The sequence below is a fragment of the Sphingomonas sp. BK036 genome (assembly GCF_004216825.1).
In the GTDB taxonomy this organism is placed as follows: domain Bacteria; phylum Pseudomonadota; class Alphaproteobacteria; order Sphingomonadales; family Sphingomonadaceae; genus Sphingomonas.
In genome coordinates this window covers 33,874-54,475 of sequence record NZ_SGXR01000004.1, presented here as the reverse complement: position 1 = coordinate 54,475, position 20,602 = coordinate 33,874, and the positions used below count along the sequence as shown (strand labels likewise).

The window sequence follows — 20,602 nt, the reverse complement described above, 5'->3', positions numbered from 1 at the left end:
GGGGAGGATCGAGCTACGCCGCAGCCACCGTCTCACTCGGCTTCGCGCGCACGCCGAGCATGTGACAGATAGCATAGGCGAGTTCGGCGCGGTTGAGCGTGTAGAAGTGGAAATCCTTCACCCCGCCCGCATAAAGCCGCCGGCACATCTCGGCCGCGATCGTCGCCGCGACGAGCTGTCGCGCGGCGGGATGATCGTCGAGCCCTTCGAACAGCCGGTCCATCCAGGCCGGGATCTCCGCCCCGCAAAGCCCCGCGAACTTGCGCGTCTGCGCGACGTTCGACACCGGCAGGATCCCCGGCAGGATCTGCGCGGTGATCCCCGCTGCAGCGACGCGGTCGCGGAACCGGAAATAGGCTTCCGGCGAAAAGAAGAACTGCGTGATCGCACGGCTCGCGCCCGCATCGAGCTTGCGCTTCAGATTGTCGATATCCGCATTGGGATCACCCGATTCCGGATGGCATTCGGGATAGGCCGCGACCGAGATTTCGAACGGATGAAGCTTGCGCAGGCCCGCGACCAGCGCCGCCGCATTCTCATACCCGCCGGGATGCGCCTGGTACGGCTGGCCGAGCGTCGGCATGTCGCCGCGCAGCGCAACGATGTGACGCACGCCCGCCGCCCAATATTCCTCGGCGACCTGGTCGATCTCGGCCTTGGTCGCCTCAACGCAGGTGAGATGCGCCGCCGCGTTCATCGACGTCTCGCGCTGGATCCGCGCGACGGTGGCGTGCGTCCGCTCGCGCGTCGACCCGCCCGCGCCGTAGGTGACCGACACGAAATCGGGCGCGAGCGGCTCCAGCGTCCGGATCGCCTCCCAGAGCTGCGTCTCCATCTTCTCGGTCTTGGGCGGAAAGAATTCGAAGCTGATGCCGACGTCGCCCGCCAGATCCGCGAACAGCGGTTCCTCGAGCGCGCGGCGCGCTTCCGCCAATTGGGGGATCGAAATGTTCGTCATGCCGCCTTCACCTCACGCAAGCTCGCGCCGATCTTGCGACCGAGCCATAATTTCACCGTCAACTCGCCGCCCTCGAGCGTCTCGACCCGCGCCGTGTGCAGGCCGGCGCCCGCGAACCACGCCGCCATCTGCTCGTCCGCAAAGCCCAGCCGGGTATGCGCATCGCGCAGCCGCAGTTCCTCGCGGTCGTGGCTCGCGAAATCGGCGATCAGCAACCGGCCGCCGGGGGCGAGCACGCGCGCCGCCTCGCTCACCGCGGCGCCGGGCTGCTGCGCGAAATGCAGGACGTGGTGCAGGATCGCGACATCGGCCGCGGCATCCTCGAGCGGCAGCGCATACAGGTCCGCCTGGCGAAGTTCGGCATGCGCCATGTCGTGCAGCTTGGCGCGTGCGAGCCGCAGCATTTCCGAGCTGCGATCGATCCCGAGCGCGACCTTCGCACGCCCGCCGAACAGCTCGAGCATCCGCCCGGTGCCGGTACCGATATCGATCAGCGTCTCCATCGGCGCGCTGCCCAGCACCGCCGCCATCGCCGCCTCGATCTCGCTTTCGGCGACATGGAGCGAGCGGATCGCGTCCCATTCGTCGGCATGCCCCTCGAACCACGCGGCCGCACTCGCCGCGCGGTCCGCGCGCACCGCCGCGAGCCGCGCCGCATCCGCGACCGCCCAGTGATCGGGCTCGGCCTTCGCCCACGCATCGAGCGCCGCCGCGATCGGCTCGACCGCGCTCGGCGTGCCCAGCGCCACGAACACCCAGCTGCCTTCCTTGCGCCGCTCGGCAAGCCCGGCGTCGCACAGGATCTTCACATGCCGCGACACGCGTGGCTGGCTCTGCCCGAGCACCTGCGCGAGCTCGCCGACCGACAGCTCCATGCGCCGCAACAGCGCGAGGATCCGCAACCGTGTCGCGTCCGCCAATGCACGGAAGATTTCGAGCGCCATCGTCATGCCAGCTCATATAAAGATTTCTTTATATGAGGTCAACGCGGCCGTAAGCCTCTGCGACTTATCGCATCGCGTCCGATCGTGACGGATCGGAAACGCTTCATCCGCGTTCGATTGCGCTATGGGCCGGGCATTTGCTGGTCCACAAGGGCCACGTCCCCGGGGATACCCGCGGGAGGGACGCCAGATTGTCAACGGGAGTAGTTTATATGAAGAAGTTTCTGATCCCCGCGCTGGCCCTGACGGCCGGTCTCGCAGCCTGCAGCAACAATGCGCAGGACCAGACGGCACAGGCCGCCAACGCAATCGCCGCCGATGCGAGCGCGACCACCGCCAACGCGGTCGACGACGTCAGCGCCGCCAGCGATCGTGCGCTGGGTTCGGCCGAGCGTTCGCTCGACAATGCCGGTGCGCGCATGGACAACGCCACCGACAATCTCGACGTGAAGGCCGACCGCGCCGGTGACCGCATCGAAGCCGGTGCAGACCGTGCAGGCGCCTCGATCAGCAACGGTGCCGACCGCGCTGCCGATGCCACGGGCAACGCGCTGACCCGCGCAGGCAATGCGATCAAGGACTAATCACTGAATGGATCGCCGCCTGCCTACTTCCGTCATCCCGGTGAACGCCGGGAACTCCCGGCTCGGGTCTCCTCGACCCAAGCGGAAAGATACCAGCGTTCGCTGGTATGACGGATGGGGCGCGGCGGCGGTCCTTCTACCCGTTGCGCTGGCGGCCTGTTCGCCTGCCAGCGAACCCGGGGCTGTTACTGCCGATGAGGCGCATCAGTTGAACGAGGCGGCCGCGATGCTCGATGCGAACAGCGTCGATCTCAACGCGGTCGTCGCCGCTCCTGACGAAACGGCGCCCGATACAGACATACCCTCAAATCAAAGTGATCAGACGCGATGACCCTGCGCCGCCTCGGTTCGACCGATCTCAAGATCGCCCCCCTTGTCCTCGGCGGCAACGTCTTTGGGTGGACGGCCGACCGCGCTGCCAGTTTTGCGGTGCTCGACGCGTTCGTCGCGGGCGGCGGCACGATGATCGATACCGCCGATGTCTATTCGGCCTGGGTCGACGGCCACAAGGGTGGCGAATCCGAGAGCATGATCGGCGAATGGCTGAAGGCCAGCGGCAAGCGCGACGACGTGCTGATCGCGACCAAGGTCGGCATGTTGCCCGGCGAAGGCGGCGAGAAGCTCGCGCCTGCGCGGATCGCCGCCGCGGCCGAAGCCTCGCTCAAGCGCCTCGGCACCGATCGGATCGATCTCTATTACGCGCATCAGGACGATGAGGATGTTTCGCAGGAGGACGTGCTCGAAGCGTTCGGCAAGCTCGTCGACGCGGGCAAGGTGCGCGTCATCGGCGCGTCCAATTTCCACGCCGCCCGCCTGAAGTCCGCGGTCGACGCCGCCAAGACGTCGGACCTGCCGCGCTATCACGTGCTCCAGCCCGAATATAACCTCGTCAGCCGGACCAAGTTCGAGGGCGAGCTGCAGGATTACTGCGTCACCGAGAATATCGGCGTATTGCCCTATTACGGGCTCGCCTCGGGCTTCCTGACCGGAAAATACCGCACCAAGGACGATCTCGGCCAGAGCGTCCGCGGCGGTCGGATGAGCGAACTGCTCGACGGCAAGGGGAAGGCCGTGCTCGACGCGATGGACTCGGTGGTTGAGGCGACCGGCGCGACGCATGCGCAGGTCGCGCTTGCATGGCTGATCGCGCAGCCCGGCGTCACCGCGCCGATCGCCAGCGCCACTAGCGTGAAGCAGATCGAAGATTTGCTGCCTGCGATGACGCTCGAACTGACCAAGGACCAACTGGAAGCGCTCACCGACGCAGGGGTCTGACCCTTCGATCCTCCCCGGCCAGGGGGAGGTGGCGCGAAGCGATGGAGGGGGCGGGGAGAGCCACGCCTGTTCCGTATCCTCCCCCTTCGTCACCTTCGGTGACACCTCCCCCTTGCGGGGGAGGATTCGTAGGTCGAGGTTCTGCTTCGGTTACGCCCCCCAGGGGCCCGTCGTCTTGGGCACCGATACGCCCGATGGCTTGGCAGATACGCCGTCAAGTCCGGCGAGCGGCAGCGCGTCCGACACCTGCCCGCTCTGCACCGGCACCGACACGAGAATTGCGATATCGGCCGCCGTTTCCGGGTCGGTCAGCCGGTGGACGATGTCGCGCACCGTCGCGACCTCCCAGCCATCCTCATACGCGATCGCGAGCTTGTGGCCGACCGCCGGCAGCGCGTCGAACTCGTAATCCTCCTGCCGATCCGCGCCGACCCAATTCGCGCCCATGAAAATCCGAACCAGCATTCGCGAACCTCTTTATCGTTTCGGTCTTCGCCCACCGCGCGGTGCGCTACTTCGCCAGCCCTAGCTGTTGCAGCATGAACGCCTGCCACTCGGCATTCTGGCGGTAACGCTCGAACCGGCCCGACTTTCCGCCATGCCCCGCCTCCATGTTGACCCGGAAGAGCAGCGGGTTCGTGTCGGTCTTCATTTCGCGGAGCTTGGCGACCCATTTGGTCGGCTCGTAATATTGCACCTGGCTGTCCCAGAGCCCGGTGCCGACATACAGCGCCGGATACGCCTTCGCTGTGACGTTGTCGTAGGGCGAATAGCTCAGCATATAGTCGTACGACGCCTTCTGCGCGGGGTTGCCCCATTCGTCATATTCGAACGTCGTCAGCGGGATCGACGCGTCGAGCATCGTCGTGACGACATCGACGAACGGCACCTGTGCGATAATGAGCTTATAGTCCTCGGGCGCCATGTTCGCGACGCCGCCCATCAGCAGCCCGCCCGCGCTGCCGCCCATCGCCGCGACGCGGGTCTTGGCGGCGTATTTCTGCGCGACCAAATAGCGCGTCACGTCGATGAAGTCGGTGAAGCTGTTCTTCTTGTTGAGCAGATGCCCGTCGTCATACCAGCCGCGCCCCATCTCCTGCCCGCCGCGGATATGCGCGATCGCGTAGACGACGCCGCGGTCGAGCAGGCCGATGCGGCCGGGATCGACCGCCGGATCGCTCGAAATGCCGTAGCTGCCATAAGCATATTGGAAGAGCGGCGCGGTGCCGTCACGCTTCACACCCTTGGCATAGACCAACGAAACCGGGATCCGCGTACCGTCTCGCGCCGGCGCCCAGACGCGTTCGGTGACGTACTTCGCGGGATCATAGCCCGGTACCGGTGCGACCTTCAGCACGCGCCGCTCGCCGGTCTGCGCGTTGACCTCGTAGGTCGTCGTCGGGGTCACGAGCGAGCCATAGGTGTAGCGCACCCACGGCGTCGACGTTTCCTCGTTGACGTCGAGCGCCATGCGATAGGCGGGTTCGTCGGCGGTGACGGGGGTCGACTTGCCCGCGTCGCTCAGCACGCGGATCATGCGGTTGCCGCCTTCGCGCTGGTCGATCGCGACGAAGCCGTCGAACGGCTTGAAGCCTTCGATGAAGACGGTGTCGCTGGCCGGCGTCAGGTCGCGCCAGGCCGCCGTCCCCTTGGCGAGGTCCGCATCGGCGACGGTGACGAGCTTGTAGTTCTTCGCGTCATTGTTGGTGCGGATGATCCAGCGATTGCCGATATGATCCGCGCCGTAGCGGAACTCGCGCGCGCGCGGCGCCACGATCGTGAAGCGGGTCGGCGCTGCGGCGGGGGCGCAGCGTTGCTCGTCGCTGACCGTGCTGCCGACGCCGATGCAGATGAACTTGTCGTCGGCGGTGCGCGAGACCTCCATCGAATAGGTGTCGTCCTTTTCCTCGTACAGCAGCCGATCGCTGGCGACCGGGGTGCCGAGGACATGCGCCTTCACGCGGTAGCCGCGCAGCGTCACCGGGTCCTTCTCGACGTACAGGATCGTCTTGTTGTCGTCCGCCCAGACGACGTTGGGCTCGATGTTCGAGACGGTGTCGGCGAGGAGTGCGCCGGTCGCCAGATCCTTCACCTTCAGCACATATTGCCGGCGTCCCACCGTGTCCTCGGCCCAGGCGACGCGGGCGTTGTCGGGGCTGACCGCCCAGTCACTCAGCGCGAAGAAGCTGTGGCCCTTGGCCATTGCGGGCTGGTCGAACAGCGTTTCGGCCGGTGCGGTGCGGCTGCCCTTGCGGCGTTCGAGGATCGGGTAATCCGCGCCGGTCTGGAATCGCGATCCGTAATAATAGCCGTTCTTGCTATAGGGGACCGAGCTGTCGTCCTGCTTGATATGCGCCACGGTGTCTTCGTAGAGCTTCGCCTGAAGCGGCCTCAGCGACGCCAGCTGCGCATTGGCATAGGCGTTCTCCGCGGCGAGATAGGCAAGCATCTCGGGGTTCTTGCGCGTGTCGTCGCGCAGCCAGTAATAATCGTCCTCGCGCGCGCCGTTGGGCGACGTCACCTGGAACGGCTTCTTGGCGACGCGCGGCGGCTGCACCTGCGCGACGGCGGCGGTGGAAACCAACGCCACCCCCGCCAGCATCATGTAGCGTATCGTCATTGTGCTGCCCCCTGTGCCGGCGCCGTCGCGGGCTTCCGATATCGATCGAACCAGGCGATGATCGCCGACGCCTTCGCCGCGGATTGCGACGGGCGCGCGGCAAGGCCGCCATGGCTCGCGCCCGGCACCTTCACCAGCGCGGTCGGGACGCCGCGGATCTGCAGCGCGGCGTAATATTGCTCGGATTCGCTGACCGGCGTCCGGTAATCGTCGCCTCCGACCACCACCAGGGTCGGCGTCTTGACGTTGCCGACGATGCTCAGCGGCGAGCGGTTCCAATAGCTCATCGGATCCTCCCACGGCAGCTTCGTGAACCAGTAGCGCGAGGTGAACAGCGTGTTGTCCATCGTCAGCGCCTCGCTGATCCAGTTGATCACCGGCTTCTGCGTGGCAGCGGCCTTGAACCGGTCGGTCTTGCCGACGATCCACGCGGTCAGCAGCCCGCCGCCCGACCCGCCCGTCACGAACAGATTGTCCGGATCGGCGGTGCCATCGGCGATCGCGGCGTCGACCGAGGCGATCAGATCGTCATAGTCGGCGGCGGGATAGGTCTTGTCGATCAGGTTGGCGAACTCGGCGCCGTAGGAGGTCGATCCGCGCGGGTTGGTCCACAGCACCGCATAGCCGGCCGCCGCGTAGAGCTGCATATCGGTCGCGAAGCCGGGGCCATAGGCGGCGTTCGGGCCGCCGTGGATTTCGAGGATCAGCGGCACGCGCTGGCCCGCGACACGGCCCGGCGGGGTGGCGAGCCAGGCGTCGATCGGCCGGCCGTCGGGCGCGGTCACCGCGATCTTCCGCACCGGCGCGAGCGCCTTGGATCCGGTCAGCACCGCGTTGAGTGTCGTCAGCCGGCGCGGTTTGCCACCTGCCAGCACCCAGACGTCGGCGGGCGCGCTCGCGTCGCCACCGGTATAGGCGATCGTGCCGCCCTTCGAGACGGAGAAGTCGCCGCCGGTATAGGGGCGGTCGAGCCCGCCGCCCGCGACATTGTCGATCAACGGCGAGACCCGGCCATCCACGCCGATGCGTGCGACCTTGCGCTGGCCGTGATCGTCATAGCTGGCGTACAGGCTGCGGCCGTCGGCGGCCCACACCGCGTCCTCGATTCCGCGGTCGAGGGTGGCGGTCAGCGAGCGCGGCGCGGCTGCATCACGATCGCCGACATAGAGCTGCGTGTTCTCGTAGCTGCGGCGCTTGTCGTCGAAGCCCAGCCACGCGATCTTCGCGCCGTCGGGCGACACGCGTGGCTTTGCGTCGGGGCCGTCGCGCGTCGTCAACGTCCGCATCGTTCCGCTTGCCGCATCGACCGCGATCACGTCGGAATTCATCACCTGGCGATCCGCCGCGGGCCCGCGGATCGCGGCGAAGACGATGCTGCGCCCATCGGGCGTCCACGACAGCGGGCCGCCATCGTCGAACTTGCCATAGGTGAGCTGTCGCGCCGCGCCGCCGTCGGCGCCGACCACGAACAGATGGTCGTAGCCCGGCTTCACATAGCCGGGGCCGTCGTTGCGATAGTTGACGCGGTCGATGATCGTCAGCGGCTCGGCCCATTTCGCGCCCTCGGGCTTGGCCGGGGCGGCGCCGAGCTTGGTGCCCTCGCCCGCCACCGTCGCGATATAGGCTAGCCGGGTGCCGTCGGGCGACCAGGCCAGCGCCTGCGGGTCGCCGGGGAAGCTCGTGATCCGCGCGCTCGTCGTACCGCTCAGCCAGCGGACGAACAGCTGCGACCCGTCGCCGTCGGGCGCGACATAGGCCATCCGCGCACCGTCCGGCGACCAGCGCGGGCTGCTGCCCTGCGTCGCGAACGGAGTCTGCCGGCCGCTGGCGACGTCGATCAGCCACAGCGATGACTGCATCTTGTCGGTCATCACGTCGCCGGTGCGGCGGACATAGACGATCGTCTTGCCGTCCGGGCTGATCTGCGGGTCCGCCACGATCGTCAGGCCGAACAGGTCACTGCCGGTGAAACTGCGTGTGGGACCTTCGGATAGCGGTGCGGTCGGCTGGTGTTGCGCGAATGCCGGCGTCGTCGCCAGCAGAAGAAAGGCAAGGGTCAAGCGCAACGGGCGGCTCCTTCGAATGAACCGCGCGAAGATGACATCATATTACGTGGTGGCAAGCGGCACGAACGTCACCGGTAGCCCGTCCTTCGGGCGCGGAATCGGGAAGACCTGCCACGCATCGCCGCTGCCCGCCGCCGCCTCGATCCGGTAGCGCGTTAGCAGATGCGCGATCAGCAGCCGCATCTGCATCGTCGCGAAATGCAGCCCGATGCACATATGCGCGCCGCCGCCGAACGGCACCCACGCGAACCGGTGGCGCCCCTTCGACGCCTCGGGCGTGAAGCGCAGCGGATCGAACCGGTCGGGATCGGGCCAGTATTCCGCCATGTGGTGCGTATAGGTGATGCCGACGCCGACGCTGGTCCCCGCCGGGATGTCGAACCCGCCGAAGCGGAACGGCTTCAGCGCGCGGCGCGGGATCGACGGGACCGGTGGCATCATCCGCAGCGATTCCTTGAACGCATATTCGGTGAGGACGAGGCGATCGAGCTGCTCGGTCAGCGGCAGCGCCGTATCCAGCGTCGCGACCTCGGCGCGCAACCGCTCCTGCCAGTCCGGGTTGCGCGCGAGCAGCATGACGAGGCTGGTGGCAGACGAGGTGATCGTGTCGTGCGCCGCCATCATCAGGAAATTCATATGGTCGGCGATCGCCAGCGCGGTCAGCGGCGCGCCGTCGTCATCGGTCGCGCGGCAGAATTGCGAGAAGAAATCCTGCCCGTCGCCGATGCGTCGCGCGGGGATCTCGCGCTCGAAAAAGTCGATGAGATAGGCACGCGCCTTCACGCCCTTGCGCATCTGCGTGCCCGGCCAGGGTTTGCGGATCGGCGAGACGCTCGCCTGCACCTCGTCGACGAACGCCTGATTGATCCGGTCCGCCTCCGCCCCCAGCGGCACGCCGAGGAAGCTGGTCGCGGCGAGATCTAGCGTGAGTGTCTTGACCACATCGTAGAAGCGCACCGTCTGACCGGCCCAGCCGCCGATCGCAGCCGCGATTCCCGCATCGAGTTCGGTCGCGTAGTGCCGCATCGGCTCGGGCTTGAACGCCACCGACAGCGTTTTCCGGTCGGCGCGGTGCTGCTCGAAATCCATCAGCATCAGGCCACGCGGGAACAGCAGGTTGAGGAGCGGGCCCCAGCCCTGTTCGGACGAGAAAGTCTTGTCGCGATCGAACAGGATCAGCTCGTTCGCGTCGGGCCCGAGCAGCATGACGCTGGTGCCGCCAAGCGCCGTGTTACGATAGACCGGCCCGTACCGCGCGACCATCCGCTGCGCAAAGCCGGTGGGGTCGGCGAGCAGGCGGAACGTATTGCCGACGATCGGCCAGCCGTCGTTGCCGGGAATGTGATCGAGCGCGCTCTTGGGCTGGCGTGGCAGCCAATGCGGGCTGGCATTGTCCAGGACGGCTTCAGTCATCTTCGGATTCCTGTTCGACATGCCGGCTTGGCAAGCCTCGAATACGGGCATAACTATTGTTCTGCAACCGGGGCGCGGATCTCGGGGCTTTGACAGGAGAGATGCATGGACCTCGCAAAATGTGCTGCCGTCGTGACCGGCGGCGCGTCGGGCCTCGGCGCCGCCACCGCACGCGCGCTGGCCGCCAAGGGGGTGAAGGTCGCGATCTTCGATCTCCAGGCGGACAAGGGCGAGGCGCTGACCGACGAGATTGGCGGGGTGTTCTGCAAGGTCGACGTGACGTCGGACGACAGCGTCGATGCGGGGTTTGCGGCGGCCCGCGCGGCGCATGGGCAGGAGCGGATCCTGGTCAATTGCGCGGGCACGGGGAATGCGGCGAAGACCGCGGGGCGATCGAAGCAGGACGGCTCGATCAAGCATTTCCCGCTCGATGCGTTCGACCGGATCATCCAGATCAACCTGGTCGGCACGTTCCGCTGCATCGCCAAGTCGGCAGCGGGGATGCTGACGCTGGAGCCCGGCGGCGACGGCGAGCGTGGGGCGATCGTGAATACGGCGAGTGCGGCGGCGGAGGACGGCCAGATGGGGCAAGCGGCCTATTCCGCGTCGAAGGCGGGGGTGGTCGGCATGACCTTGCCGATCGCGCGCGACCTGATGAGCGAGGGGATCCGGGTGAATACGATCCTGCCGGGGATCTTCGACACGCCGCTGCTGGCCGCGGCACCGCAGCCGGTGCGCGATGCGCTGGCGGCGTCGGTGCCGTTTCCCAAGCGGTTGGGGCGGCCGGAGGAATTTGCGCAGCTCGCGCTGACGATGATCGAATGCGGGTATTTCAATGGCGAGGACGTGCGGCTGGATGGCGCGATCCGGATGGCGCCGCGGTAACGGCGGGCCGAGCCGCCCATTCCCCGTCATCCTGACGAAAGTCAGGATCTAGGATCACAAGCGATATCGTTCGTGGCTCTGGATCCTGACTTTCGTCAGGATGACGGGAACAGGGGGATGGCGCAGGATGACGGAGGTCTCCACCGCACGTCGAACCATCCCACCACCCCGGCGGAGGCCGGGGCCCAATTGGGGGACGGTACTGGCTGAGAATTGCGCGCCGTTACTGCGGCCTTCCCAATTGGACCCCGGCCTCCGCCGGGGTGGTGTTTTGGCGAAGGGAGCGTTCCTAAGCCGCCCTCGCCAATTGCCGCCCCCGGATCATGTCCGCCGCCTTTTCCGCGATCATGATCGTCGGCGCGTTGGTGTTCGATCCAATCAGCGTCGGCATCACCGATGCATCTACGACCCGCAACCCCTGCAGCCCGCGCACCGCCAGCGTCGCGTCGACCACCGCCAGCGCGTCGTCCGCGGTGCCCATCTTGCACGTCCCCACCGGGTGGTAGATCGTCTCCGCGGTCCGCCGCACCCAGGCGTCGATCTCGTCGTCGGTCCGCACGTCCTCGCCCGGCGACAATTCCCCGGCACGATACGGATCGAGCGCCGCCTGCCGCGCGACATCGCGACCGATGCCGATACATGCCCGCATTACCCGGCGATCCTCCGCGGTCGCCAGATAGTTGGCGGCGATCACCGGATCGGCGAACGGATCCGCCGAGGCCACCCCGATCCGCCCCCGGCTCTCGGGCCGCAACTGGCAGAGATGCAGCGTGAAGCCGTCCGCGGTTGCCTTCACCTTGCCGTGATCCTGCATGATCGCGAGCACCGCATGGATCTGCACGTCGGGGCGCGACAACCCCTCGCGCGACGACACGAACGCGCCCGCCTCGAGGAATTGCTGCCGCCCCGCGCCCTTCCCGCGCAGCAGGTAATTGAGCCCCACGCCGAGCATCCCGATACCCTTGGTCATCGCATAGCCGGTCCGCAGCCCGCGCGACGTCCAGTTCATCACGACGTCGAGATGATCCTGCAGATTCTCGCCCACGCCGGGGAGCGCGTGGACCACGCCGATCCCCGCCGCGGTCAGCCGGTCGGGATCGCCGATCCCCGACAGCTGGAGGATCTGCGGCGACTGCACCGCGCCGGCGCACAACAGCACCTCGCGCGTCGCCGTAACGCTCTCCGCCCGTGCGCCCTTGTCGAGCACATAGTCGACGCCGACAGCGCGTCCCTTGTCGATCCGGATCCGGGTCGTCCGCGCGCCGGTGACGCAGGTCAGGTTGCGCCGCGCCAGCACCGGCCGCAGATACGCCGCCGCCGTGCTCCAACGCTTCCCGTCCGCGACGGTCAGGTCGTAGCGCCCGAACCCCTCCTGGCTCGCGCCATTGAAGTCCTCGGTGACGGGATAGCCAGCCTGCCGCCCCGCCTCGACCAGCGCGTCGTAGAACGGGCTATCGGACTCGCCGCCCGAGATCGTCAGCGGCCCGCCGCCACCGTGCAGATCACAGTCCCCGCGATGATGCCCTTCGAGTCGCTTGAAATAGGGCAGCACGTCGTCGAACGACCAGCCCGGCAGCCCCATCTGCCGCCACTCGTCGTAATCCTGGGGGTGCCCCCGCGTGTAGATCATGCCGTTGATCGACGAGCTGCCGCCCAGCCCCTTGCCGCGCGGCCACCACAGCCGACGGTTGTCGAGATGCGGCTCTGGCTCGGTCGAGAAGCCCCAGTTGCTCGCATTCTTGCTCTTGATGAGTTCGCCGACCCCTGCGGGCATCCGCACCAGCACGCCGTCGTTGCGCCCGCCCGCCTCGAGCAGCAGTACCGTCACGTCGGGATCCTCGGTGAGCCGGGCGGCGAGCACGCAGCCGGCCGAGCCAGCGCCGATGATCACATAGTCATACGTCTGCATGCCCACATCCTCCTGTTCGCGCTCCGCTTTTTGTACGGAGTCGCGGTCTGGTATCAGGCTAGCGCTCGCACAGCAGCGTTAGCAACCCGCGGCGCAGCACGTCGCGGTCGATCGCCTCGTCCGGATGCAGTTCGCTGAGACCGATCGCCAGCAGCGCATAGGCACGGATCCCGGCTTCGACCGGGTCGAACCCGTGCGCGGTCAACTGCTCGACGAGAAACGCCATGACCTTGTCGTCATGCTCGCGGATCGCCGCCGCCGCGCGCGCGTCGCTCCGCGCCCAGGCGCGCATTGCCAGCGCCAGATGCGCCATGTCGTGATCGCGGACATGATCGGCGAACGCGCGGATCCGCTCGACCGGCGGCAAGTCCGACGCGGTCAGCTTGGCGACCAGCGGATCGATATGTGCCTCGACGAAATACCCCGCGAGCGCCGCGTGATAGCCATCGAAATCCTTGAAATGATGGTAGAAGCTTCCGGTAGACGCCCCAAGCGCCAGCGCCAGGCTGCGCAGTTTCAGCGCGCGTAGCCCGCCCGTCTTGAGCGACGACAGCCCGATCTCCAACCAATCGCGCGGCGCCAGATCGCCCCGCGGTACTGCTACCGCTTCCATCAATACCATGCTTGACAAGCCAACCCCCATAACGAATGTTACGTCGCAACGAAGCCGGATGCAATCCGGCATCAGGCACTACGATCGGAGCAGACCGGCGGGTGCAACAGGAGAGCGATGTGGCCGAGGCATTCATCATCGACGCCGTCCGTACCCCGCGCGGGATCGGCAAGACCGGCAAGGGCGCGCTCGCGCATATGCACCCGCAACACCTCGCCGCGACCGTGCTCAAGGCGATCGCCGAGCGCAACCATCTTGATACCGGCGACATCGACGACATCATCTGGTCGACCTCGACTCAGCGCGGCGAACAGAGCGGCGATCTCGGCCGGATGGCGGCACTCGATGCGGGGTACGATGTCAAGGCGAGCGGGACGACGCTCGACCGGTTCTGCGGCGGCGGGATCACCGCGGTGAACTTCGCGGCGGCGCAGATCATGAGCGGGATGGAAGACCTCGTCATCGCCGGCGGCACCGAGATGATGTCGCTGACCACAACGATGATGCAGGACGACATGGCGGCGGGCAAACGGCCGCTCGGGATCGGCTCGGGCAACGCCAGGCTCGACACGGCGCACCCGCAGTCGAACCAGGGCATCTGCGCCGATGCGATCGCGAGTATCGAGGGGATCGACCGCGAGACGCTCGAAGCGCTCGGGCTGGAAAGCCAGCGCCGGGCGGCGGTGGCGATCGCCGAAGGGCGGTTCGATCGCAGCCTCGTCCCCGTCACCGACGCTACCGGCGCGCTGGTCCTGGAGAAGGACGAATATCCGCGGCCCGATACGACCGCCGAGGGTCTCGCTGCGCTGCGCCCCTCGTTCGCCGGGATCGCCGACGTGCCGCTCGACGACAAGGGCACGACGTACCGCAAGCAGATCAACCGCCGCTATCCCGATCTGGAGATCGCGCACGTCCATCATGCCGGCAATTCGTCAGGCGTGGTCGATGGCGCCGCCGCGATCCTGCTCGCCAGCGCCGATTATGCCGCGAAGCACGGGCTGAAACCCCGCGCGCGGATCGTCGCGATGGCGAACATGGGCGACGACCCGACGCTGATGCTCAACGCCCCCGTCCCCGCCGCGCGCAAAGTGCTGGCGAAGGCCGGGCTCACGGTCGACGACATCGACCTGTGGGAGATCAATGAGGCGTTCGCGGTGGTCGCCGAGAAGTTCATCCGCGACCTGAAGCTCGATCGCGACAAGGTGAACGTCAATGGCGGCTCGATCGCGCTTGGCCATCCGATCGGCGCGACCGGCGCGATCCTGATCGGGACGATCCTCGACGAGCTCGAACGCCGCGACCTGAAGCGCGGGCTCGTGACGATGTGCGCGGGCGGCGGGATGGCGCCGGCGATCATCATCGAGCGCGTCTGATGCACCCGGTCGCGCATGCGCTGACCACGCCCGACAAACCCGCTTATATCATGGCGGCGACGGGTGAAATGGTGACGTATGCCGACCTCGACGCGCGCGCGAACCAGGGCGCACATCTGCTCCGGTCGCTCGGGCTGAAACGCGGCGACGGCATCGCGGTGCTGATGGACAATTCGCCGCGCTATCTCGAGGTGATGTGGGCCGCCGAGCGTACCGGTGTCTATTGCACGTGCCTGTCGTCGAAGCTGACCGCGGGTGAGGCGGCGTACATCATCGACGACGGCGATTGCCGGGTGCTGATCGCGAGCCAGGGATGCGCCGGAGTCGCGGCGGGGCTCGTCCCCCTGCTGCCTGACGTCCGGCGCTACATGGTCGACGGGGCGATCGACCGCTATGACGCGTACGAGGGCGCGCGCGACGCGATGCCCGCGACGCCGATCGCCGATCCGTCCCCGGGCGGCATCCTGCTCTACTCGTCGGGCACCACCGGCAAGCCCAAGGGCGTCAAGCACGCGCTGTCCGACGAACCGTTCGGGACCAATGTCTCGCCGCTCGTGATGCTCGGCAAGGGGCTGTACGGCTTCACGCCGGAGATGGTCTATCTCTCGCCCGCGCCGCTCTATCACGCGGCCCCGCTGCGCTGGTCGATGGCGGTGCAGCAGGTCGGCGGCACCATCGTCGTGATGGAGCATTTCGATCCCGAAGAAGCACTTGCCGCGATCGAGCGCTACCGGGTCACGCACGCGCAATGGGTGCCGACGCATTTCATCCGGTTGCTGAAACTCCCGCCCGAAATCCGCGGGCGCTACGACGGTTCGTCGCTGAGGGCGGTCTGGCACGCGGCCGCCCCCTGCCCGATCCCGGTCAAGCAGGCGATGATCGACTGGTGGGGCCCGATCATCGGCGAATATTATGCCGGCACCGAAGGCAACGGGTTCTGCGCAATCTCCAGCGCGGAATGGCTGACGCACAAGGGCTCGGTCGGCCGCAACCTGACCGCGCAGACGATGATCTGCGACGAAGACGGCAACGCGCTCCCACCACGCGCGGAAGGCGACGTGTATTTCGCGGGCGGTGGCGCGTTCGAATATCACAAGGATCCCGCACGGACCGCGGAGGCCGCCAACGCGCAGGGCTGGACGACGCTCGGCGATGTCGGCTGGCTCGACGAGGAGGGCTATCTCTATCTCACCGATCGCAAGAGCTTCATGATCATCTCGGGCGGGGTGAACATCTACCCCGCCGAGATCGAGAATCTCCTCGTCACGCACCCGAAGGTCGCTGACGTGGCGGTGATCGGCGCGCCCGACGACGAGATGGGCGAACGGGTGGTCGCAATCGTCTGCCCCGCCGATCCGTCCGAGGACCGCGAGCAGCTCGCCGCCGAACTCAGCGCGTTCGCGCGCGCGAACCTCAGCCATGTGAAAGCCCCGCGCCGCATCGACTTCCGCGACGCGTTGCCGCGGCACGAGACGGGCAAGCTCTACAAGCGCCTGCTCCGCGACGAATATTGGGCGCATGCGAAGGACCCTGCATGAACTTCGATTATTCCGACGACCAGAAATTCCTGAAGGACGAGGCGCGCAAGTTCCTGGCCGCGCAGTGCGGCAGCGACCGCGTCCGCGCGGTGCTCGACGATCCCGGCATCGCCTATGATGCGGCATTGTGGAAGGCAGTCGGCGCGCAGGGCTGGCTTGGCGCGGCGATCCCCGAGGAATTTGGCGGGCTCGGGCTCGGCCATATCGAACTCTGCGCGATCGCCGAGGAACTCGGGCGGGCCTGCGCGCCGATCCCGTTCGCCTCGACCGTGTATTTCGTCGCCGAGGCGCTCCTCCTCTACGGCAGCGACGCGCAGAAGGTGAAGTGGCTGCCCCGGATCGCGGCGGGCGACGTCATCGGCGCGTTCGCGACGTCCGAAGGCGCAGGCCCCGTCACCGCGCGATCGATCCGCACCACCGTCTCCGGCGGCACGCTCACGGGCGGGAAGATCCCCGTTACCGACGGCGACGTCGCTGACCTGATCGTCGTCCTCGCGCGCGACGGGCTCTACCTCGTCGAGAAGGGTGCAGGCGTGGTCGCTGAAGTCCTCGAAACGCTCGACCCGACGCGCAGTGCGGCGCGCCTCACCTTCACCGACGCCCCCTGCGAACGGCTCGGCACCGACGACGGCATTACCGCGATGCAGGCGGTGTTCGACCGCGCGGCGGTGCTGCTCGCGTTCGAACAGCTCGGCGGCGCGGATCGCTGTCTCGAAATGGCGAAGGGTTATGCGCTCGATCGCTACGCGTTCGGGCGACAGATTGGCGGGTATCAGGCGATCAAGCACAAGCTCGCCGACATGTATGTGAAGACCGAACTCGCGCGCTCCAACGCCTATTACGGCGCATGGGCGCTGAACGCGGACGCCGCCGAACTGCCGCTCGCCGCCGCCACCGCGCGCGTCGCCGCGTCCGACGCCTATTGGTTTGCGTCGAAGGAGAATATCCAGACGCATGGCGGGATGGGCTTTACCTGGGAGTCCGACTGCCACCTCTATTACCGCCGCTCGCGCCAGCTCGCGCTCGTCGCGGGCGCGCCTGCGGCGTGGCGCGAACGCCTCGTCGGCCAACTCGAAATGCGCAACGCCGCCTGATCGGAGCAGTATATGGACTTCAAGGACAGCGACGACGAAGCCACCTACCGCGCCGAGGCCCGCGCGTGGCTCGATACGAACATCGCCGAACACGAGGCGGGCCACTATCCCGACGACATGACCAAGGCGAAGGCCTGGCAGGCGCGGAAAGCGGCGGGCGGCTATGCGTGCATCACCTGGCCGCGCGAATGGGGCGGCGGCGGCGGCACGCCGATCGAGAGCGTCATCTTCGGCCAGGAGGAGGCGCGCCACGCGGTCGATGGCGGCTATTTCACGATCGGGCTCGGCATGTGCGTGCCGACCGTGATGGCCTATGCCGACGATGCGACCAAGGCGCGCTTCGTCGGCCCCGCGGTGCGCGGCGACGAGATCTGGTCGCAGCTCTTCTCCGAACCCGCCGGCGGCTCCGACGTCGCCGCGATCCGCACGCGCGCGGTGCGTGACGGCGCCGACTGGGTGGTCAACGGCCAGAAGGTCTGGACCTCGGGCGCGCATTACAGCGATTACGGGATCGTCCTGGTCCGCACCAACCCCGACGTGCCCAAGCACCAGGGCCTGACGATGTTCTGGCTCGACCTGAAGGCGCCGGGGATCGAGATCCGGCCGATCCACCAGATGTCGGGCGGCTCGAACTTCAACGAGGTCTGGTTCACCGACGTCCGCATCCCCGATACGCAGCGCCTCGGCCCGGTCGATAGCGGCTGGAAGGTCGCGCTGTTCACGCTGATGAACGAGCGTCTGGCGATCGGAACGGGGGGCGGCGTGGGCCCCGAGGACATCCTCGCCTTTGCAGCGCAGGCGAACGGCGCGGATGGCCCGCTGCTCAAGGACGCCGCGTTCCGCCAGCAGCTCGCCGACTGGTGGGTGCAATCGGAGGGCCTGCGCAACACGCGGATGCGGACGATCACCGCGCTGTCGAAGGGCCAGGTGCCCGGCCCCGAAAGCTCGATCGGCAAGATCGTCGCGGCCAACCAGTTGCAGGCGATCGGCAACACCGCGGTCGAGGCGGGCGATCAATACGGCATCATCGCCGACCCCGCGCTGACCCCGTTGAAGGGCGCGTTCCACGCCGCGACGATGTGGGCGCCGGGCCTGCGAATCGCAGGCGGCACCGACGAGATCCTCAAGAACATCATCGCCGAACGCGTTTTAGGCCTGCCTGGCGAGATCCGCGTCGACAAGGATCAGGCGTTCCGGGATCTGCCGGTGGGGGCGTGAAAGTCTCGCTTCGGATATCCGGGTGTGTAGATTGTCGGCAATACCGCGCTGGTCCGGGGGGATGCTGCCGGGTTAAACAGGGAACGCGATGTCGATCTTGCTGACTTTGCTGATGACGACCGCCGCTACGCCGGCAGACGAGCGCGTCCTACGGTTGACCAAATTGTATCAGGATATCTGCCTCGAGCGTTTTCCTGACGATAAGGCCGTCGAAGCGATGATGGTAGCGCGAGGAGCGCGGGAGCTGTCCCAGTCCGACGTCAAAGTGACGATGCGGGACGATCCGGCACGTGCTTGGGACCTTAGCGATGGTGGTGCCACATTGTGGATCGAGTATCCCCCGTTCCATGCTTGCTCGGTGCGCTGGAGTGCGGCCGACGTCGGCAACATGGATGCTTACCGCGCTATCGCGGACACGTACGAAGCTGCCATTGGCGGGTTTTCGCCAATCGACCCGATGAAAGCCGATCAGAACGACATCCATATCCGCGCAGTCGGCGAGGCCCGCACTCTTCCGAATAAAACGCAGGAGTCGCTGTTTTTCTTCGAGCAGAGCATAAGCGACCCGAAGCGACGCGCTGCCGGCGAAACAGGCTTCACGCTCAGGTTCGTCCATCAATATGCGCCGCCCGAGCCCGCGCATTGAAACTGACGCTGTTGAAGCTATCCGACATATCCATCTTGGGACGCCCGAATGACCGACATGCACACCATCCTCACCGCCCAGCGTGACGCGTTCATGGCCGAGATGCCGGTCACCAAGGCCGTCCGCCTTGACCGGCTGAAGCGCGCGGCGGCGATGGTGAAGGACAATGCGGTGCGGTTCTGCGATGCGGTGTCGGAGGATTTCGGCCATCGTAGCCGTGAGCAGACGATGATGACCGATATCGGCGCATCGCTCGCGCCGATCGCGCACGCTGCCAAGCATCTCGACCGCTGGATGCAACGCGACCGCCGGCCGGTGCAGTTCCCGCTCGGGCTGCTCGGCGCGAAGGCGTGGGTCGAATATCAGCCCAAGGGCGTGATCGGCATCATCGCGCCGTGGAATTTCCCCGTGAACCTGCTGATGGCGCCGCTCGCGGGCGTGCTCGCCGCGGGCAATCGCGCGATGGCGAAGACGAGCGAATACACGCCCGCCACCGCCGCGCTGTTCGAAGAGATCGTCGGCCGCTATTTCGCGCCGGAGGAAGTCGCGATCGTCTCGGGCGGACCGGACGTCGGCAAGGCGTTCGCCGCGCTGCCGTTCGATCATCTCATCTTCACCGGCGCGACCGCGATCGGCCGCCACATCCTCCACGCCGCCGCGGACAATCTGACGCCCGTCACGCTCGAACTCGGTGGCAAGTCGCCCGTCATCCTCGGCGCCTCGGCGGATATCGCGCGCGCGACCGAACGCGTGACGCTCGGCAAGATGATGAACGCCGGGCAGATCTGCCTCGCGCCCGATTACATGCTCGTCCCCGCGGTGGACGAGGCCAAAGTCGTCGACGGCATCAGGGCGGCCGCCAGCGCCATGTACCCGACGCTGCTCGCCAACCCCGACTACACCTCGGTCGTGAACGATAGGCACCACCAGCGCCTCACCGACTGGATCGCCGACGCGCGCGCGAAGGGTGCGACGGTCGAGGTCGTGAACCCGGCGAACGAGGATTTCGGCGCCGCCAACTCGCGGAAGATGCCGCTGCACATCGTTCGCGACGCGACCGACGACATGATCGTGATGCAGGAGGAGATCTTCGGCCCCGTCCTGCCGATCCGCCGCTATGACGGAATCGACGACGCGATCGCGCAGGTGAACCGCCGCGACCGCCCGCTCGGCCTCTATTTTTTCGGCAACGACGAGGGCGACCGCCGCCGCGTGCTCGACCGGACGATCTCGGGCGGGGTGACGCTCGACGACGTGATCTTCCACATCTCGATGGAGGATCTCCCGTTCGGCGGCAGCGGTCCGTCGGGGATGGGCGCCTATCACGGCATAGAGGGCTTCCGCACGTTCAGCCACGCGCGCGCGGTGTTCAAGCAATCGCGGCTCGACATAGCGAAGCTCGCCGGACTCAAGCCGCCCTATGGCGCGGCCGCGGCGAAGACGATCGCGCGGATGATGCGCTGAGG

Annotated in this window: 18 protein-coding genes; 10 read left to right on the top strand and 8 right to left on the bottom strand. The window is 67.0% G+C overall.

Translation table 11 applies throughout. The features are described 5' to 3' along the window. Positions 1-13: 13 nt before the first annotated feature. Entirely contained in the window at positions 14-958 is a 945-nt protein-coding gene (gene metF, locus EV283_RS07335) for a methylenetetrahydrofolate reductase (RefSeq protein ID WP_130324108.1), read from the bottom strand. Next, positions 955-1,908 (bottom strand): metalloregulator ArsR/SmtB family transcription factor, encoded by a 954-nt coding sequence (locus EV283_RS07330; RefSeq protein WP_130324106.1) that lies wholly within the window; start codon positions 1,906-1,908, stop codon positions 955-957. Before EV283_RS07330 ends, metF begins: the two co-directional genes overlap by 4 nt. Before the next feature lie 206 nt (positions 1,909-2,114). Between EV283_RS07330 and EV283_RS07325 the strand changes: the two genes are divergently transcribed. Genes EV283_RS07325 through EV283_RS07315 form a run of 3 tightly spaced genes read left to right on the top strand, consistent with a single transcriptional unit; the run spans position 2,115 to position 3,761 of the window. Then, the gene (locus tag EV283_RS07325) at positions 2,115-2,486 is read left to right on the top strand and encodes a hypothetical protein (protein WP_056420363.1); all 372 of its coding nucleotides are present in this window, start codon (positions 2,115-2,117) and stop codon (positions 2,484-2,486) included. Between the two features lie 7 nt (positions 2,487-2,493). After that, the gene (locus EV283_RS19405) at positions 2,494-2,817 is read left to right on the top strand and encodes a hypothetical protein (protein ID WP_242615845.1); all 324 of its coding nucleotides are present in this window, start codon (positions 2,494-2,496) and stop codon (positions 2,815-2,817) included. Further along, a complete protein-coding gene (locus EV283_RS07315; RefSeq protein WP_130324104.1) occupies positions 2,814-3,761 on the top strand; it encodes an aldo/keto reductase in 948 nt (315 codons plus the stop codon). Before EV283_RS19405 ends, EV283_RS07315 begins: the two co-directional genes overlap by 4 nt. Positions 3,762-3,911: 150 nt before the next feature. On the opposite strand, the gene EV283_RS07310 is transcribed toward EV283_RS07315, so the two are convergent. The 4 genes from EV283_RS07310 to EV283_RS07295 form a co-directional block, all read right to left on the bottom strand. After that, on the bottom strand, positions 3,912-4,226 hold the full coding sequence (locus EV283_RS07310) for a hypothetical protein (RefSeq protein ID WP_130324102.1): 315 nt from the start codon (positions 4,224-4,226) through the stop codon (positions 3,912-3,914). 46 nt (positions 4,227-4,272) lie between these two features. Beyond that, positions 4,273-6,381, bottom strand: coding sequence for a S9 family peptidase (locus tag EV283_RS07305; RefSeq protein ID WP_207223060.1), 2,109 nt, complete (start codon positions 6,379-6,381; stop codon positions 4,273-4,275). Further along, a complete protein-coding gene (locus tag EV283_RS07300; protein WP_242615894.1) occupies positions 6,378-8,423 on the bottom strand; it encodes a S9 family peptidase in 2,046 nt (681 codons plus the stop codon). The genes EV283_RS07305 and EV283_RS07300 overlap by 4 nt, the downstream gene beginning before the upstream one ends. A 66-nt stretch (positions 8,424-8,489) precedes the next feature. Next, complete coding sequence (locus tag EV283_RS07295) at positions 8,490-9,860, bottom strand: cytochrome P450 (protein WP_242615844.1); 1,371 nt, start codon at positions 9,858-9,860, stop codon at positions 8,490-8,492. A 105-nt stretch (positions 9,861-9,965) separates the two neighbouring features. Here EV283_RS07295 and EV283_RS07290 point away from each other — a divergent pair, with 105 nt between their 5' ends. Beyond that, a complete protein-coding gene (locus EV283_RS07290; RefSeq protein WP_130324096.1) occupies positions 9,966-10,745 on the top strand; it encodes an SDR family NAD(P)-dependent oxidoreductase in 780 nt (259 codons plus the stop codon). A 289-nt stretch (positions 10,746-11,034) separates the two neighbouring features. On the opposite strand, the gene EV283_RS07285 is transcribed toward EV283_RS07290, so the two are convergent. Both EV283_RS07285 and EV283_RS07280 read right to left on the bottom strand, forming a co-directional pair. Beyond that, on the bottom strand, positions 11,035-12,654 hold the full coding sequence (locus EV283_RS07285; protein ID WP_165391717.1) for a choline dehydrogenase: 1,620 nt from the start codon (positions 12,652-12,654) through the stop codon (positions 11,035-11,037). 58 nt (positions 12,655-12,712) lie between these two features. Continuing rightward, the gene (locus EV283_RS07280; protein ID WP_165391716.1) at positions 12,713-13,267 is read right to left on the bottom strand and encodes a TetR/AcrR family transcriptional regulator; all 555 of its coding nucleotides are present in this window, start codon (positions 13,265-13,267) and stop codon (positions 12,713-12,715) included. 119 nt (positions 13,268-13,386) lie between these two features. Between EV283_RS07280 and EV283_RS07275 the strand changes: the two genes are divergently transcribed. The 6 genes from EV283_RS07275 (at position 13,387) to EV283_RS07250 (ending at position 20,600) form a co-directional block, all read left to right on the top strand. Continuing rightward, positions 13,387-14,640 (top strand): acetyl-CoA C-acetyltransferase, encoded by a 1,254-nt coding sequence (locus tag EV283_RS07275; protein WP_130324090.1) that lies wholly within the window; start codon positions 13,387-13,389, stop codon positions 14,638-14,640. Further along, positions 14,640-16,178: an acyl-CoA synthetase gene (locus EV283_RS07270; protein WP_130324088.1), complete on the top strand. Its 1,539-nt coding sequence runs from the start codon at positions 14,640-14,642 to the stop codon at positions 16,176-16,178. The genes EV283_RS07275 and EV283_RS07270 overlap by 1 nt, the downstream gene beginning before the upstream one ends. After that, positions 16,175-17,272, top strand: coding sequence for an acyl-CoA dehydrogenase family protein (locus EV283_RS07265; RefSeq protein WP_130324086.1), 1,098 nt, complete (start codon positions 16,175-16,177; stop codon positions 17,270-17,272). The genes EV283_RS07270 and EV283_RS07265 overlap by 4 nt, the downstream gene beginning before the upstream one ends. Before the next feature lie 12 nt (positions 17,273-17,284). Continuing rightward, entirely contained in the window at positions 17,285-18,490 is a 1,206-nt protein-coding gene (locus EV283_RS07260) for an acyl-CoA dehydrogenase family protein (RefSeq protein WP_130324084.1), read from the top strand. An 88-nt stretch (positions 18,491-18,578) separates the two neighbouring features. Next, the gene (locus tag EV283_RS07255; protein WP_130324082.1) at positions 18,579-19,136 is read left to right on the top strand and encodes a hypothetical protein; all 558 of its coding nucleotides are present in this window, start codon (positions 18,579-18,581) and stop codon (positions 19,134-19,136) included. Between the two features lie 48 nt (positions 19,137-19,184). Continuing rightward, positions 19,185-20,600: a coniferyl aldehyde dehydrogenase gene (locus EV283_RS07250; RefSeq protein WP_130324080.1), complete on the top strand. Its 1,416-nt coding sequence runs from the start codon at positions 19,185-19,187 to the stop codon at positions 20,598-20,600. Positions 20,601-20,602 lie beyond the last annotated feature (2 nt).